This window comes from Planctomicrobium stercoris (assembly GCF_051465655.1).
Taxonomy (GTDB): Bacteria; Planctomycetota; Planctomycetia; order Planctomycetales; family Planctomycetaceae; genus Planctomicrobium.
In genome coordinates, this window is sequence record NZ_CP195791.1 from 2,176,024 (window position 1) to 2,190,898 (window position 14,875).

At 55.9% G+C, this 14,875-nt stretch carries 28 protein-coding genes; 1 reads left to right on the forward strand and 27 read right to left on the reverse strand.

The features are described from left to right. Positions 1-42: 42 nt before the first annotated feature. The 14 genes from SH661x_RS08975 to SH661x_RS09040 form a co-directional block, all read right to left on the reverse strand. Positions 43-312 carry a helix-turn-helix domain-containing protein gene (locus SH661x_RS08975; RefSeq protein WP_437230124.1) on the reverse strand — a complete coding sequence of 90 codons (270 nt, stop codon included), beginning with the start codon at positions 310-312 and terminating at the stop codon, positions 43-45. 484 nt (positions 313-796) lie between these two features. After that, complete coding sequence (locus SH661x_RS08980; RefSeq protein WP_437230126.1) at positions 797-1,378, reverse strand: hypothetical protein; 582 nt, start codon at positions 1,376-1,378, stop codon at positions 797-799. Continuing rightward, the gene (locus SH661x_RS08985) at positions 1,375-1,557 is read right to left on the reverse strand and encodes an FmdB family zinc ribbon protein (RefSeq protein WP_437230128.1); all 183 of its coding nucleotides are present in this window, start codon (positions 1,555-1,557) and stop codon (positions 1,375-1,377) included. Before SH661x_RS08985 ends, SH661x_RS08980 begins: the two co-directional genes overlap by 4 nt. A gap of 13 nt (positions 1,558-1,570) precedes the next feature. Next, positions 1,571-1,774: a hypothetical protein gene (locus tag SH661x_RS08990; RefSeq protein WP_437230130.1), complete on the reverse strand. Its 204-nt coding sequence runs from the start codon at positions 1,772-1,774 to the stop codon at positions 1,571-1,573. After that, entirely contained in the window at positions 1,761-1,973 is a 213-nt protein-coding gene (locus SH661x_RS08995; protein WP_437230132.1) for a hypothetical protein, read from the reverse strand. Before SH661x_RS08995 ends, SH661x_RS08990 begins: the two co-directional genes overlap by 14 nt. A 43-nt stretch (positions 1,974-2,016) precedes the next feature. Beyond that, entirely contained in the window at positions 2,017-2,706 is a 690-nt protein-coding gene (locus SH661x_RS09000; protein WP_437230134.1) for a site-specific DNA-methyltransferase, read from the reverse strand. A gap of 124 nt (positions 2,707-2,830) precedes the next feature. Further along, positions 2,831-3,187 carry an HNH endonuclease signature motif containing protein gene (locus tag SH661x_RS09005; RefSeq protein WP_437230136.1) on the reverse strand — a complete coding sequence of 119 codons (357 nt, stop codon included), beginning with the start codon at positions 3,185-3,187 and terminating at the stop codon, positions 2,831-2,833. A gap of 125 nt (positions 3,188-3,312) precedes the next feature. Then, positions 3,313-3,699, reverse strand: a complete 387-nt coding sequence (locus tag SH661x_RS09010) for a hypothetical protein (protein WP_437230138.1) — start codon at positions 3,697-3,699, stop codon at positions 3,313-3,315. Continuing rightward, positions 3,678-4,136, reverse strand: coding sequence for a GNAT family N-acetyltransferase (locus SH661x_RS09015; RefSeq protein ID WP_437230140.1), 459 nt, complete (start codon positions 4,134-4,136; stop codon positions 3,678-3,680). Before SH661x_RS09015 ends, SH661x_RS09010 begins: the two co-directional genes overlap by 22 nt. Before the next feature lies 1 nt (position 4,137). After that, positions 4,138-5,124, reverse strand: a complete 987-nt coding sequence (locus SH661x_RS09020) for a hypothetical protein (RefSeq protein ID WP_437230142.1) — start codon at positions 5,122-5,124, stop codon at positions 4,138-4,140. 275 nt (positions 5,125-5,399) lie between these two features. Next, positions 5,400-6,002, reverse strand: a complete 603-nt coding sequence (locus SH661x_RS09025) for a metallophosphoesterase family protein (RefSeq protein ID WP_437230144.1) — start codon at positions 6,000-6,002, stop codon at positions 5,400-5,402. Between the two features lie 166 nt (positions 6,003-6,168). Further along, positions 6,169-7,056: a hypothetical protein gene (locus SH661x_RS09030; protein WP_437230146.1), complete on the reverse strand. Its 888-nt coding sequence runs from the start codon at positions 7,054-7,056 to the stop codon at positions 6,169-6,171. 589 nt (positions 7,057-7,645) lie between these two features. Continuing rightward, positions 7,646-7,939, reverse strand: coding sequence for a hypothetical protein (locus SH661x_RS09035; RefSeq protein ID WP_437230148.1), 294 nt, complete (start codon positions 7,937-7,939; stop codon positions 7,646-7,648). After that, the gene (locus SH661x_RS09040; protein WP_437230150.1) at positions 7,920-8,606 is read right to left on the reverse strand and encodes a recombinase family protein; all 687 of its coding nucleotides are present in this window, start codon (positions 8,604-8,606) and stop codon (positions 7,920-7,922) included. Before SH661x_RS09040 ends, SH661x_RS09035 begins: the two co-directional genes overlap by 20 nt. Positions 8,607-8,713: 107 nt before the next feature. Between SH661x_RS09040 and SH661x_RS09045 the strand changes: the two genes are divergently transcribed. Next, complete coding sequence (locus SH661x_RS09045; protein WP_437230152.1) at positions 8,714-9,106, forward strand: hypothetical protein; 393 nt, start codon at positions 8,714-8,716, stop codon at positions 9,104-9,106. A gap of 48 nt (positions 9,107-9,154) precedes the next feature. Here SH661x_RS09045 and SH661x_RS09050 read toward each other — a convergent pair whose 3' ends face one another. From SH661x_RS09050 to SH661x_RS09110, 13 genes are all read right to left on the reverse strand, one after another. Then, positions 9,155-9,316: a hypothetical protein gene (locus SH661x_RS09050; protein WP_437230154.1), complete on the reverse strand. Its 162-nt coding sequence runs from the start codon at positions 9,314-9,316 to the stop codon at positions 9,155-9,157. 1,261 nt (positions 9,317-10,577) lie between these two features. Beyond that, positions 10,578-10,847 carry a hypothetical protein gene (locus tag SH661x_RS09055; protein ID WP_437230156.1) on the reverse strand — a complete coding sequence of 90 codons (270 nt, stop codon included), beginning with the start codon at positions 10,845-10,847 and terminating at the stop codon, positions 10,578-10,580. Between the two features lie 8 nt (positions 10,848-10,855). Next, on the reverse strand, positions 10,856-11,227 hold the full coding sequence (locus tag SH661x_RS09060) for a hypothetical protein (protein WP_437230158.1): 372 nt from the start codon (positions 11,225-11,227) through the stop codon (positions 10,856-10,858). Between the two features lie 273 nt (positions 11,228-11,500). Continuing rightward, positions 11,501-11,713: a hypothetical protein gene (locus SH661x_RS09065; protein WP_437230160.1), complete on the reverse strand. Its 213-nt coding sequence runs from the start codon at positions 11,711-11,713 to the stop codon at positions 11,501-11,503. Between the two features lie 192 nt (positions 11,714-11,905). Then, positions 11,906-12,418: a hypothetical protein gene (locus SH661x_RS09070; protein ID WP_437230162.1), complete on the reverse strand. Its 513-nt coding sequence runs from the start codon at positions 12,416-12,418 to the stop codon at positions 11,906-11,908. 60 nt (positions 12,419-12,478) lie between these two features. Next, positions 12,479-12,670, reverse strand: coding sequence for a hypothetical protein (locus SH661x_RS09075; protein WP_437230164.1), 192 nt, complete (start codon positions 12,668-12,670; stop codon positions 12,479-12,481). A gap of 16 nt (positions 12,671-12,686) precedes the next feature. Beyond that, positions 12,687-12,950: a hypothetical protein gene (locus SH661x_RS09080; RefSeq protein WP_437230166.1), complete on the reverse strand. Its 264-nt coding sequence runs from the start codon at positions 12,948-12,950 to the stop codon at positions 12,687-12,689. Between the two features lie 10 nt (positions 12,951-12,960). Continuing rightward, the gene (locus SH661x_RS09085) at positions 12,961-13,473 is read right to left on the reverse strand and encodes a hypothetical protein (protein ID WP_437230168.1); all 513 of its coding nucleotides are present in this window, start codon (positions 13,471-13,473) and stop codon (positions 12,961-12,963) included. A gap of 229 nt (positions 13,474-13,702) precedes the next feature. Beyond that, entirely contained in the window at positions 13,703-14,089 is a 387-nt protein-coding gene (locus SH661x_RS09090; RefSeq protein ID WP_437230170.1) for a hypothetical protein, read from the reverse strand. Then, the gene (locus SH661x_RS09095; RefSeq protein ID WP_437230172.1) at positions 14,079-14,237 is read right to left on the reverse strand and encodes a hypothetical protein; all 159 of its coding nucleotides are present in this window, start codon (positions 14,235-14,237) and stop codon (positions 14,079-14,081) included. Before SH661x_RS09095 ends, SH661x_RS09090 begins: the two co-directional genes overlap by 11 nt. Before the next feature lie 9 nt (positions 14,238-14,246). Continuing rightward, on the reverse strand, positions 14,247-14,483 hold the full coding sequence (locus SH661x_RS09100) for a hypothetical protein (protein WP_437230174.1): 237 nt from the start codon (positions 14,481-14,483) through the stop codon (positions 14,247-14,249). Positions 14,484-14,494: 11 nt separating this feature from the next. After that, positions 14,495-14,650: a hypothetical protein gene (locus SH661x_RS09105; protein WP_437230176.1), complete on the reverse strand. Its 156-nt coding sequence runs from the start codon at positions 14,648-14,650 to the stop codon at positions 14,495-14,497. A gap of 31 nt (positions 14,651-14,681) precedes the next feature. Beyond that, a complete protein-coding gene (locus tag SH661x_RS09110; protein ID WP_437230178.1) occupies positions 14,682-14,873 on the reverse strand; it encodes a hypothetical protein in 192 nt (63 codons plus the stop codon). Between the last annotated feature and the right edge of the window lie 2 nt (positions 14,874-14,875).

Consider the following 14,875-nt stretch of genomic DNA (forward strand, 5'->3'; position numbering starts at 1 on the left):
GCCTGTCGGGAATTTGAATCAGGACACCTGGGTAGGATCGGGTTATGAGGATTGACGCAAGTATTCGTCAAGATGGTTCGACTGAATGCGGCGGGTGTTCCCCACTTTGACGCTTTGAAGCGTTCCCGAGCGACACAGAGTCCGCACAGTCTCAGAGCAGACGCCCAGTCGCTTGGCTGCTTGTTTCGTCGTCAGCATCTCAACGGTGGGCTCCCCTCGCGTGACGGCAGCCAACACCATCGTAGCGGCAGCAGATGGGCAACGTGTCAATTCCAGGTATTCGTGGTATAAGTCAGCGAGCCGAGCACTCATCCAAGAATTCCAATTCGTCAATACTAAGGTCCAACGCCCCATCTGAAGCGGATTCCGCCGCCAGGATCAGCCTCCGGCAGCGATACTTCTGGTACGAGAAGTTGAATAGCGGATCATTCAGGGGCGAGTAGGGATCGTCTTTCCAATTTGTCAGGATTTCGGCACGGCTGATCGGTTGCATCCCGAACCATCCTCTCCACCAGTTGGCGACCCGGACCCTGGCATCCAGCGATCGCTCGAATTGAACCTTGAGCCTATTTTCAAGCTCGGCCAGCTTATGCAGAGCCGGTCTCTGATTTCATCGGCCTTCACTTTCACGGTGATCATGATTCACACCATTCCCGATTCTGTTGGCATCTCACGCATCGGCCCCTGCACGCCATCGTGTAGGTTCTCTTGCCCTTCAGATAAACCACCCGAGTGCAGCGTTGCACACGAGGGACGATGTGCCCGATCAGAAAGCAAATGAGTCTTTGGACCATGTTCAATTCCAGGTGTGTTGTTTCCAGCGATTCAGGTATTCCCGCAGAATCCAAGCGTCAGGGAATTTCTCGGCAGCCGCTACCAGCACCGGGATTCCGGGAACCGCTTCGCCAAAGACCCAGTCGGATCGTTTGATCTCGACAACAGCCCCATCTTCGGTGACCACTTGCATAAATTCCCCGTTGTCTTCGAGGACAATGAAGGTCTCTCGAAGATTTGAGGGGCCAACTGTGACGACCGACTGTTTGGTAAAGCGTCGTCCTTCGCGATGGGTGCGATCGAAAGCGACCTTGAGCAAGTCGATGGTTCGATAGCACTGCTTTCGGAACGCAGGTGTGGCTTCAAGGACTTGCTCAAATGTCAGTGCTGCCGCGAGATCGAACATGACCCGCCGCACGCACATTGGTGCATCAACGGCGGCTACGACCCGCGATTCATCACACTCAACGGGCATGAATGCGGCATACATTCCGCGAGTCTTGACTAACAGGAGCTTGCCTGGGATGTGGTCGGCAACACAGATGAACTCTTCAGCCCCTGCCTCACCGCAATCGACAACCAATGTTTTTCCGAGAAAACTCATCCTCGACCGCGACCTTTCCGTGGGTGCATGGGGGAATATCTGTCGTGATAGACAGGCAATTGTTTGAACACGACCTGCAACGTTTTATGGTGGCAGGAGGGGCAGGTGCGTTTGATGCGCGCGCTGAGTTCTTCACACTCGTGGCCGCACTCTTCGCACCGGTAATCACGGTTGGGCATACGGACTCCGAGATCAGACGAGGATGCAGTTCTGTGTATTCTTCACGCGAATACGGCGACCAGCGGGTGAATAGCCGACCAGAACGGGCTCATCGCCGGTCTCATCGATCTGCTGGACCTTCAAACTGTTTAACCACATTGCGCTTCCCCGGCGGACCGGGTACACGACGGTGCTGCCGACGGCAATCGGCCTTTTCAGGAAATCAAGCGGTCCCATTCAATTCCTTCACAAACTGGCGGGTCATGGCCACAAGACATTCCCGCACGAACCGGTGATACTTCCTTGACAGGAAGTACGCTCGTAAATTCTGAGGAATGCCATTCGGCCGATTGAAGTACCGGACCAACGCGGACCGGTCACTATGCGGGATGTGATGATGATCGAAGATCGGCGTGAGCGAAGCAGCGAAGTTCATGTGTTGTCCTCCCCGTGTACTACAGGTCGGACTCACTGGAATCTCACGCGATTTTAGAAATTTCGAGATCGTGCTCTTTTGCAATCTCGGAGCAGTACATGGCGTCGTATTCGATCAACGTGCAGGATCGAGACAGACGCTGACAGACGCGCAGCGTTGTGCCGGTGCCTCCGAATGAGTCAACAACACTTCCACCTTCAGGTGTACAGAGTTTTACGCACCGTTCTATGACCCCCTCGTGTAACTGATTGTTGTGCCACTTGCGTTTCTGCTTGGAGTTCCCTGTTATGCGGGGGAAATCAAAGACGTCTCCGGGCACTGCGCCGCGTGGATCGGCCCGTTTATCTCCATTCAGCAGCCGCCAGGATGGTTCTCGGGCTTGGTCGGGGTAGAGTGGGGTGCCCGGTCGCATGAATCGCCAGAGCGGTCGGTGGCAGTTTTTCAAGTCATGCTGCATTTGTGTGCCGAACGTGAAAACCTGGGTACAGGGCTTCACCTCAATGCCAGACTCCCGCACGATGGCAGCCGTTATCTCCCCCATTTGAATGGTCCACCTCGCATTGAAACTGACCCAAACGATCTTTGAACACAGTAGTAGTCGGCGAATGACACCATCCAAGAACTCAAGATACTTCTCAACAGGGAGATTGTCATCGTATTCGTTGTATGCACGCCCGATATTATCGGGCACATCTGAAAAGGCCATGTCAAAGAAGCCAAGACGTGGTAACACTTCCCGGCAGTCCCCATGGTATAGTCTATGCACCATTCCAACTTTGCCCTTTCTTTATTCTTGCTACTTGGGATTTGCTGATTGAGTACAGAAGACTTAACTGACGGTAAGATTGCGGGGAGTTCTAAATGGCGATAACGTGCTCATGGGTGAGCTTGCACTGACCATTATATTCGCCACTGGGAGGTCTTCGCCGTCCTTTGGCATCACGGTCTCTAACATTATCCATGTGAGACCCAATCCATAGATGATTGGGATTTACACAACTGGGATTATCGCAGAAGTGGCAGATACACGACTGAATAGGTATATCACCATATGTAATCCGCCAAGCCGCACGATGTGCGAGAATGATTGTCTTTGAGGCCCATGCGAATTGTCCGTATCCTTTCGGATTACGATACGCGGTCCACAGCCAGCAAGCATCTTTCCCACCCGAGCGGTCCACTTTTGACCAAAAGCGTTCTTCAACTGTCCTCATGTATCTCAACACCTGTCGCGTATCGCAGTCCTATGGTGATAGTGGGAACCAAGTCCCCGGGCTGGGCACCCGGCAACTCGTAGTCGAGACTCACAATCGGGGCCGCCCCGGTGATTCGGTGCATCTCAAGCAGTTCTTGACACAGGTTCACCAACGTCTGCGTCGTCACTGTTGCCCCCTGCAATTTCTCCAGTGACTGCGGATTGATTCTGGTATTGCTCATAGAGTTCCTTGATACGGTCGTGAATGAATTTCTTCCGGGGTTCCCGGCCGGTCTTTCGGATGATGGTGCCTTTCGGAACACTCCCGAGGGCAGACTTGATTTTTGCGCGAACTTCCGACTTCGTGTTCGCGATATCGATGCAGTTGAAGCAGGTTCCAGGGGTGTCCGGAATGACGATTCGCCATTCGTACTTCGCCGGAAGCTCAGACGGGTCGGGGATCACTGCTTTGCGAACTTCCCGTCTCATTCTGGCGACATGCTGGCTGATCAGTTGGCGCTTTGATGGCATGGCCATTTCTCCTGTACAAAACACACGCCGTCTTCACCGGCAAAGCAGTCTCGAACGACGGACCGTGCTAGAAATCGTTGGTGACTGAAGAACCGTGCCAACTTGCAGTCGTCCGCATAGACCCAGGACTCAGGGACTGTGCAGGTCACATCCTTGAGGTGATTGACCGCTTCAAGATGTTGGATCATCGTGCCGGCCAAGCCGGCGTGTCGGTGATTCGGCTTGACCGCGAACCTGATGATGCTCGCCTCAATCGAATTGAAGCGGGCAACCAGAAAACCGACCGGGGCTCCCCAGTAGGTGGCAACCAGAATCCAACTGGTCCGCAGCGCTTGCTCCCAGTGCTCGATCAGCCACGGTCGCTGGAACGATCTCTTGTCGATATCCGTGAGGTAGTCGAGGTCGTTCCGACAAGTTGCTCGTCGGAGTCGATACATCTCAATACCTCGTTTCCGAACGAGTGATCTGAGTGAACCAGTCGTCTTCACTCATCGCCGAGGCAGCGGCATCCAGAATCTGGCATCGCTCATCGTTCTCCTCGCGGCTCATGTCCCTGAAGACGTAGCCGCTCTCAATGGCGTCCCAGCACGCTCGATAGCGGTCCATCAAATCCCGCTGGTATCGACCGTTGACTCGATTACGGTGGTGAGCAACCCGTAGCAGCGGTTGCTGGAACTCGCCAGCGTATTTGCAGACGATCTCTTCCATCATGAATGCCACGTTCTCGTCGCCGACGGGCTCGTCGAGCAACCACGCATACAGAGCCATCTGGTCCGCATAGGTTGTGCTTCCTTCGGAGAGGCACAGGTTGCTGATCTCAAAACCGTGGTGATCCATTGGGACGTAGCCCTTATGTGCCGCCCCATTGCTCTTGGTAGGTTTACCTGCCGCCTGACCGTCCCGGCAAAGTCGGTAGTTCTTGGTCGGAGATTGCGAATACTTGCTGCAATAGCCGCGAACCTTCCAGTCGCCGACGACGACGCAGACGGGCAGCCGGAAACGCAGATCGGGCTTGCCCAGCAGCGGCACCCCGTTAATCGTCTTTTCGACCGTGAACTCAAAGCGAGGCTCTTCCGTTGACTGCTGCATCAAGGCCAGCAGGTCGGCATAGGCCCCTGAGTATTGGTAGCAATCAAAGACATGTTGACCTGCCTTCCGGCCAAAGTCCCGATTTTGCTCTTCCACTTGGGACTCAAAGATCGCGTCCAACTCGAACTGAGGATCATTGAATCCCAGGTCGTGGTGCAGGGCGGATTTGACGTAGGCGTCAAACGCCGCCCCCACGCACATGGCGTCGGTCTGCGGAATTCGCGGCGTTCGGGTGCCGGCGAGGTATTTGAGGAACCATTCCTCGCGGTTCTTCTCGAACATGCCGAGGGCTGTGTGAGAAAGGGCTTTCGGCTTACGCTGGGGAGTCCAAGACATTTTTGCCTTTTCGGAATAGGTGCTATGGTGAGATTCAAAGGGATGGGTCTGGGGTGTCTGGCAACACCCCTTCGCCGGTGCCAGCCGACCGAGCCGCTGCCCGCCCATCCAAACAAGCCCCTTACGGGGAACATCAACTCGCCCAGCCTCGGTACACCCCATAGGTAGGGCAACACATCGGGTTGAGCCGTGCCTTGCGGCGTTCGAGCTTTGCCTTACGCTTCTTCATAAACTGACGGGCTTTTGAGGGCCGCTTGGATGACCAGTCAGCCTGCTCAACTCCCGGGACTTTGCACATCATTGGTCCTTTCATAGACACCGAAGTTCGTCCGATAGAACTCGGGATCGTCGTGCCCAGGGCGTTTCAGGAACTCACAGTAAACTTCCTGATCACTGATAGGCCGGAATGATCCAAACCGTGCGATCAGTGCATCGACTCCCACGTCCATGCTTCGCCGCCCCGGGAACAACTGATCCAAGGTTGCCTCACGCTGGTTGTGGGTGTGCCCATACAGATGACCCGCACCGTAGTGAGACCGAGGCCAATAGGCGTTTGGATAGTGAGACAGGAAGACATGGAACCCGTCCCAAAGCTTGATCACCTTCTGATCCCAAGCTTGACTGAAGCACTGTCCCCAGGATTGCCGGTCATGGTTTCCGAAGATCAAGTTCACTTCTCGACAATTGATCTGGGTGCGCCACTTCTGTGGGCCCTTCGAGCAGAAGTCACCGAGAATGAACAATCGATCCTTCCGTTGAACGTGCTCATTGATCGCATCTAAGACCGTTGCATCGTGCTCCTCGGCAGACACGAAACCGCGATGCTTTGCGATCGTTGGCCACTGAAAGTGGGTGTCTCCTACGAACCAGATAGACATGAAGTTCGGTCTTTACTCTTTAGCTTGTGGACGTACTGAAACGAGATTCCGAACTTCTTGGCTATTGCCCGGAGTGTCAGTGGGGAGGTTTGAATCTGTTTGATTTGCGATGCGGTCAGTTTGGTCTGTGGCAGCATTCGCCCGATTGCACGCCGTCCCTTGGCAGTCATATCTTTAAGATTGTCGGTACGGGTTGCTTCAAGTGCGGACCAGCAGCCCGGAGGTCTCGCTGCTCCGTATAAAACGGGAAATTGCTTTTGAGCGCGTACCAGACATCGCTGGAGGTGAGGTTGAGCAAGGCAATCTGGTGGCGGCAGACGGGTCGAATCAGGCTGTCCCCGATGTCCAGCAGAACGAACGGAATGCGAGTCAGATTCAAAGTTCGTTCGGGCTCCAGGTCTTGATCGCTATCATTGATCATGCGGACATGGACCAGTCCGTCACGATCGTCAATCCATACCAGTCGCTTTCTCTCAGTCTCCTCAACCGGTAATCGAGTCATGTCGTCGTACTTCAGCAGACAATCTCGAAGAAGTATCGACTTGAACTCTGAGGGGTTGTCCTGATCCGCGAGTTCCCAATTCAGGATGTCTTCGCGTTTGTAGCAGTACAGGTAAGGCTGCGTGTTTCGAGATCCAACCAGTGTCGGTCCAGCGAGAGCCGAATTGTCGATGTACACTCCGACCTGACCCATCACAAGCAACTCGGCGATGATCTTTTGACCTATGAAGGCGTTCATCGAACAGCCGCGCCGATCAATTCCCAAACCCTCGCCCGCTACGGCTTTCTGGTAGCCTTCACTGCCACCGGATCGCAACACATCCGCAAGACGCTGGAAAATGGCGTTTTTGATGTCGTTGATCGCGGAGGCGGCGAAGCTGGGAATCGGCGTCACAGCCGAACGGCTGACAAAATCTTCCACATCCTCTCGTTGACTGAACTTCCGCAGGTATTTCTGAAGAAAATACTCATCAGCCGCATAGCACGCCCGCCAGAGTTCAAAATTCGGCCACACCTGACTGAACAGCGGGTGCCGACTGAGTGCAATGCTCATAGGAGTGCCACGATGTCTCTATTGGTCTGCCGTGCGACAGCCAAAGGCAGCGCGATTTCGGCATAATTGTCAGCATGAACGAAGTGATCCGGACCAGTGTTCACAAAATCCAGTCGAGGATTTCCGTCATCGCCACGGACATAGGTCGCCACCACGTTTTCCAAATGACTGCGATATTCTTCGCTCACGTCTCGGGGAAGACTGGTGGGCGAAGATCGAAAACGACCGGTTTCGCCGACAATTCCACAATGGGCAGAATCCCTGGAGAACGTGGAAGCCTTACGAGACCGAACGGAGCCGCGACCAAGCGATGGCATCACTCCAGACCAAAGAACAAAGATTCTTTGAATATCGGGCTATTGAAGCCGAAAACGGACGCGCATGATCATCCGACTCTCCGATTTCACTGATCCTCGCTCCGAGTCCCGACCATTTCTCATTCTATACCGGTGGAACGAAGTTCATCGGAAACTCCGAGATGGCCGTTGGGCGGTTTGGAAGCGATTTCCCAGTGCCGCTGATCGAGATGCCTTTCTTGCGACTCTGCTCAGGCATACTCAATACGAGTTCCGTGCTCAAGACGACTGAATCAGCGTTTTGTCTTTCTCTTCGCTGCTGGCTTTGGCTTCTCAGCTTTGGACTCCTGCTTCAACTCGAAACTGAGTTCCTTTGCCTCATCCAACAGGGCTCGTAGGGCATTCATCCAGATGGCGGCGTCTGAGGTCGTGATGAAGCCTCCCGCATCGACCGGCGTGCCGTCAAAACGGATTGAAATGCCAAAATTCTGATGCCGGAGAACGCGGGCCTCGATTCTCATGCCGTTGTTTAGCGGCTCGGAGATTAAGTCCACACTCCGATCGGTATCAATCCTTCGAGTCATCATGGGCTTTCATGATTCGATGAACAGCGGATGCGGTGAACGGCTTGCCCGCCGTGGTCAGGTAGCCATCCTCATTGAGCCACTTCGCCACGTCATTGAAGCTTGTGCCTTCCTGGGCCTTCCACCGCTTCATTAAGGGAATCAGCGGGCCGTAGGCGGCCCTGGCCCGGTCCTGTCTGGCCTTGACGGATGCCTTGGTTGCTTTCTTGATGGCCTTGTCGAAGAGGTCTTTGTTGTTCTTGTTGCGATGTCCGGGACGCGCTGCCCCGCAAACCACGCCTTTCATGCGTTCACGGACCTTGGCGGATTGTTCTGCGGCCCAAGTACGAGCAATGTCGATAATTACCGGTAGCGTTGGCGTGCTGATGCTCTCGTCATCAGCCACTACGAAGTTCACGTCGCGAAGCATCGACAGGAACTTCATGTTGACCTTCATCCGGTAGCTCGATGCCACCAGCAAGGTTGCCCCGATCTTGTTACACTGCTCAATGGCAGCTTTCAACTGCGGACGGTCGATCGCTTCGCCATCCTCGATCTCAGTGTATTCGGCCAAGCTGCGGCCATCATGCTCGGCCAAATACTGATCGACAGCCGCTCGCTGAGCGTCCAGGTCGAGGCCATAATTGCGCCGACCCCTCTTGCGTCTTCGGTAGTAGGTGATATGGTCCATGCAATCGTCACAACCAGAAGGTCTTCACACGAGGGATTGTACAAAATTTTCAGCGGCTAGATATTTTCCTGCACTTTCCCCATCTCCACTACTCCAATGGAGTCGTCATGAATACCTTGCCCTGGAAAGATACTACGGTGCGAACCGTTTCATTGCAACAACTTCGTAATCGAGTGGACCAAGAGCGCCCCGATCTGCAATTTCTCCACAGGGACGGAATCGTCTTCGCCTTTCCAAATGGCGATCACTGGCTTTGCACTGACTTCGGAATCGGTGATGGTGATCGGCACGCAACACGCCGATTCGCCAGATTTCTGGAGCAGATTCACGACTTTCCGAGCAACACGCTGGAACCCCATTTAAGCGGAATGGACCTGGAAATCGGGATGGAAATCATTCTTCCCGAGCGGGCTGCCGCTGGTCCTGGCATCGATCCGACGACCGACTTCTGCGAGCACGGTGAACTGCCCGGTTGCTGTGACCAGTGCCCGGACCACTAGCTCCACGTCGTTACGCCGCGTTTGACCCGCCCCTGTGGGCGGGTCGCTTTATTTTCGAGGTGGGAGTGGCGGATACTGAGGAGCCCAGTCAGCCCCGTTCAGCGGAGCCGGGTCCAGCAGGATCGGTGCGAGGGCCACGATCATCAAGACGGCTGCGGCCGGCACGAAATAGGCCAAAACCGAAGCGGCGATCAGCGGGAGGTATCGCATCACGAATATCCTTTGCGTTGACATGAATTCAATTCTGCCCGACACCTGGGGCATTGTCAAAGGGAACTCGTGTGATGTTCCCCATGAAGGCAGGCCAGGGCCAGGTCTACAGCGGACGCTGCTCACGCAGGCGGTCGCAGTGTCGTGAAACGGGGCTGCTCGCCTCTGGTCCCTGGAGTGTTCGCCGCGTCGGACCTTATTTTGCCGCCACGCGCAGCGAGAATACGGCTCTGCGGAAGCCTCAACCCCTCCGACCAGTACAACCCTCAAATTTGACCCCACCCGGACCACCCTCGTATTCGGAATAACCCGCACAATCGGTTCATTCCTCGCAATCGATCCAGGTCTAGGTCATCCGTTGCCGGTCGTTCCTCGCTGTCCAGGGCCGCCGATCCGGGCCGCCCGCCGTCCCCTCGCTGTCCAAGTGAACCGGAAGCGGCCGCCGGGCCGGGAATGGTGTCAATTCCGTGTCAATCCATGTCCGCCATCGTGTGCAATCCACTACACGGTATGCGGTTATGTCAATCCGTCAGCTAGCTTGACTAGCAAACGTAGGCCGTCCAGGATGCCGGAAGTATCGATTATGGTGAGAGTTATGGGCTTCTGGCTTGTTCGGACGATAGCGATTGTGCAGTTCTGAACGTCCGTATCGGTTCTGCGGATTCAACAGGCAATGCCGGTCGTGCGGACAACTGCCATTTTGGCAGTACGCGCACAGCAACCGCGCGAGCATCCGGCGCTGATTGCTATTCGTAAATCATTTGCATCAAATATGTTGCATTAAAATAGTGAACAACTGACAACATGATTGACCGTTTCCAGGTCAGCACCGATAGCACCGATGGGACAGGTTTTCACATATCTTTCCGTAGCGCGAGAGAATTCTTCGAGAGAAGAAACACACAATAATAGGAACGATATGGAAAAACCCGTCTGATCGGTGCTATCGGTGCTGTTGAACATGCCAATTTAACTGCAACGTCTATTAGTATAACACTTTACGTCAAAGAACCGATCAGAACCGATAAAATCGATCGGTGCTGCCCGCTGCGTCAGCCGTCCAGGTAAGCGGGCAAAAGCTTCCGCCGGTAAATACCCTCCCTGAACGCCATCGCCCTCCCGCCGTACAGAATCACAGAATCATCACGGACGTAGTGAATGATCCCTATTCGGTCGAATCCGTGTACTGTCCGCCGGAAAACGGTATTCCCCCGCTGGCAATCAGCCGCATGGGAAATCCGTGTCATTGTCAATTTGCGTTTCACAGTCCCGCCCGCTCCCGCTCCCTGATTTCCCGAACGTCCGCCCGGTATTCGCGGGCCGCCCGCTCCAAAGATTGTTTCGCGTCCCGCTCCCGGTCCATCCGCTCGAATTCTTCCCGCTGCTGTTCCGCCAGCCGCGCGGAATCCCGCTGCATTGTCTCGACAACGGCAGACCGGCGGACCGTGTCCCGTTGGAATTGCAGTTCGTGTTGCCGCAAGAATCCGACAATCCCCAGCGCGCCAATTGATGCCAGAATGAGATATCGCATACTCAAACCTACGCCATCGGAAAACGGTCGCAAACTCGCATTGCGGGCCGATAGGTGATAACACGGACGAATGGCAAATCATCAGTTGCAACGTGTCCGCCGATCAAAAGCAATTCGGCCGCCCGCTGCCGGATGCGTTCCCGGTCATCCCCTTGAACGGTCAATCGGACCGGCGGAAACGTGTCCCCGTTCCGTTCGTCGAATGTCCAGACCGTGAGCGGATGCGGGCCGCCCCGGAGATAGTCCAGGGCGAACGTGTAGAAACCCGTTTCCCCGTGTTCAGCCGCAAGGTAGGCCGCCCGATTGTCGCAATGCGCTTGCGACCAATGCGGGACCATCCCCGCCAGATTGCGAACGATTTCCCGCCGATGTTCTCGCATGATGTTCCCCTTACGTTACTGTGATATTCCCCTAGTTCAGAAATTGCCCGTGTCCCGCCGTCAGCAGAACAAACGCGCGGGATGCGTCCGTACAAATGAATGTTGCGTTCGCGTCCGTTTCAACGTATGACGTGAATCCGGCCCGCCGAAGCGCAATGCAAAGCCGATCGACCGTTGATACAAATTTCGGATTGACCGTGAATTTGTTCATCGTGTTCCCCTCGCTGAAGATGCGGACCGGGGACCATTCCCCGGCCCGCTGTCCAGGTCCGTTTACCGCATTCCCCGCCATGCCCGGACGGGCGAGCCGCGCCGGATCATTTCGCTATCGAATGCGTCCGCCAGTTCGGCCCGCCGGACATTCCGGGATTCGTTCCGCTTGCCGGGGAGCGGGGACAGCGTAGGCGAGTAGCTTGACCGTTCCGCCGTATCGCAGAATTCCGCGAACGAATAAAATGCCGTATAGTTCCGGGTGAGAGTGTCCATTGCGTTTCCCTTGCTGTTGAACGGTTGAAGCTGCTCCACTATGCCTTGCGTTCGTGGCACGCGCAGGGATAATCCGCCCGATTTCCGAAAATAGTTGGAATCACGCCAGACGCTACAGGATGCCCGCTAACGCATCGGCCCGCCGGGACGTGTCTGAACACTCCCAAACGGGCCGGACGGCGGGAGCGGGCGTCAGAGAATCCCTAGGAACGCATCCGCCAGTTTCACAGCATCCGCGCCATCATCGCAATCCGGGTAGTATTTTGCTGCCTTGCGGAAGCGGTCCGCCGCTGCCAGTAAATCCCCGTCCAGGTCAATTGCGTTCGCGCGGCCGATTCGGACTCCCGCCGGACCGCCGATCCCCGCTCCGTTGATTGCGTCCACAATTTCAGCATCGGACAACGGGCATCCCGCCGGAACATCAGCACGGAACACGAACGGGATGGACCGCGCGGGCGCTCCCGGTCCGCCGGGGACGTTTGCCAGTTCCCCGGACCGGTTGCAATCATCGTCCGTCAACGTGTAGGCCGGTTGCATTTCGTTCCCGAATTCATCGAAAACGAATAGGCGAACGCCATTTTCCGGCCAGTAATCCAGGACGATCGATTCCCGTTTCCCGGCAACATCAATCGTCAATCCGTGCGCGTCCCGCCGGACGGTCATTGCCGGTATCGTGTCCAGCGCCGCCCGTGTCTCGTCTGCCATGTTCATCGTGTTCCCCTCGCTGTTGCTGTCTAGGTGAGCGGGGACGGTCCCCGCCGTGTCTCAAATCTCCCCGTCAATCCACAAATTCCAGATTTCCCGGGGAGAGTATTCCGTTCCGAATTCCGCATTGATGCGGGCCGCCGTTTCCGTAGGTCCGATGCCGTCCGCAATCAGTTCCCCGACACGGGCGACTATGTCCCCGGCCCGTTCCGTGTCGTGTTCCGTATCCCGTTCGATTGTTTGCCAGTTCATGGTATGCCTTGCGTCGTTAGAATCCCTCGCTGCCATCTTCGATTTCCAGAGCGGTTGCGAGCGCCAGCGCGGACCGCAGCATGAATGCGCCGTAGCGTTCCGCCAACATGCACAGCGCGGCCGCCCCGTCCGCTGTCCATTCACAATCGGATTCCAGTTCGCGGGCGATTGCTTCCCAGTTCGGTTCTCCGGACTCCCGCCCATCGTGGACGGACACCAGATTTTCGTATTCGTCTACCATCGCACCGATTTTCAAATTCGGATCTTTTCTGTAATCCATTTCGTTCCCCTTACAGGTCCGCAAAAGCTTCCCTCATCGTGGCCAGGTCCGCCCCGAACATTGCCCGCAATTTCAATCCGATCCGAACGCATTCCCGGTAGGTCCGTTCCGCCGATCGGCTATCCACGCTGTAGCCGAATTCCCGGGCGAATTCTTCAAAATCCGCAACGTCCAGAACCGCGAACGCATCCGAAACAAGAGAAGCGAGAACATCCAGGACCGTAGGAATCCTCGCGCCTCGCCCGCTTTCCAACATTTGCCGCAAACGATTCCCGGACTCCCATTTGTCAATCTTGCCGCTAGGGAATCGGACTGTTGGGAATTTCGTAACGTGGGCGGTTCCCGTCCGGTAGTTCGTTGCAATCGCCCGCCCGTTGAACGTGATGCGGGCGCGCCAGTTGAAACATTCCCAGCGCTTCCCGTCCGCTCCCGGTTGCGGTTCCGCTTGCGAGTAGGGGACAAAACGGATTGCGAATTCCATCCCCCGTTTCGTCAAATCGTCGATGATGGTTTGTGGTTCCATGATGCTCCCTTCCCCCATTTCGCCCGCTCCCGCCGGAAGATGCCGGGCCGGGAGTTATTCGCCAAAGAATCGTTTCGCGAAGCGGGCCGCCCGATGCCGGGCATAGTATTCCCGCTTCGCTGAATTGTCTGAAAACCGTCTTTTCCGTTTCCCGTCCGGCATCGTGTTCCCCTCGCTGTTGAAGATGTTTAAATATGCCTTGCGTTCGTCAGACGGTCAAATGAAATTGTCAGATATCCGCAAACTCGCATTCAATCCCGTCCAGGTCCGCCCGCTCCAATTCGCGGACGGTCCGCCGTTCGATGCGGAATGAATAGTCCGCAAGGTAGAGCGTCAATCGGCCCGCTTCCCACGAAGCCCGCTGCCGGTCCGTAGGTGCTTCCCCGTCTGCCGTTTCCAGACGGTTGTATTCGATGCGTCCAGGTCCGGCGGAAACGTAATCGATGGACAATCCGAAATAATCCCCGATCCGTTGAATCAATGCGGGGAGCGTACCCGCCGTGATGTTCTCCCGCTGGGAGAGGACGTATCGCCCGCTCTCCGGGTCGCATCCCGTTTCGTAATGGTCAATCTCCGCTCGCTTCTCAGCATGGACGCAAGCGAATTCATTCCGCATCGTGTTCATCGTGTTTCCCCTCGCTGTGAACGCATCCGCAACAGTGGCGCGGCCACCAGCGGAAAATCCCCGCTGCGATGATGCCCGCCAGTCCATAAACGGCAAGAGCGCTCAATTCCAGGATTCCCCCGCAGATACAAGCAATCATCGTTTCCCCTTATCGATTGATTTCCGGATTCCCCGCATAGTCCAGACGGATCGGCCGCGCGGCCGGTCCGTATGCCCGTTTCGCTACCGCCGTCCAGAATTCCCGGCCCGCCGGATCATCCCCCGCCAATTCCGCACAACGGGCCGGAGACGGTATCGGAAATTCCGCAATGGTCCGCATTACGGAAATACGGATGCGGTTCCCGTCCAGTTGAAAGAATCCCCCGTTGATGGTTGCAGCAACCATTTTCATATCCCTTACGTTGTCAGCCGGGAATGAGAAATGAACATCAGGAACAATGCCAGCGGGAGCGTTAGCGGATGCAAGCCGGGGACGATGATTCCCGTTGCCAGCAATCCCGCACCAATGATTTCCGCTCGCAACAAACCAGCAATTGTTCGGATGATGTCCATGCTCTGAATATGCCTTGCGTCCGCGACATGGTCAACCATTATTTCCCGTTTTTGTTCCCATTATCACGAACAACGGCGGGAGCGCGAGCCATCCCGCAAGGTAGGCGAGCGGGCCGGTTCCGCAAGCCGCAAACACAATCAATCCGGCGGAGATGAGATAGGCCAGCCGGGCGAACGTGTCCCGTCTGATGAATAGAAGCGCGGCAATCAGGGCCGCCAGCATCG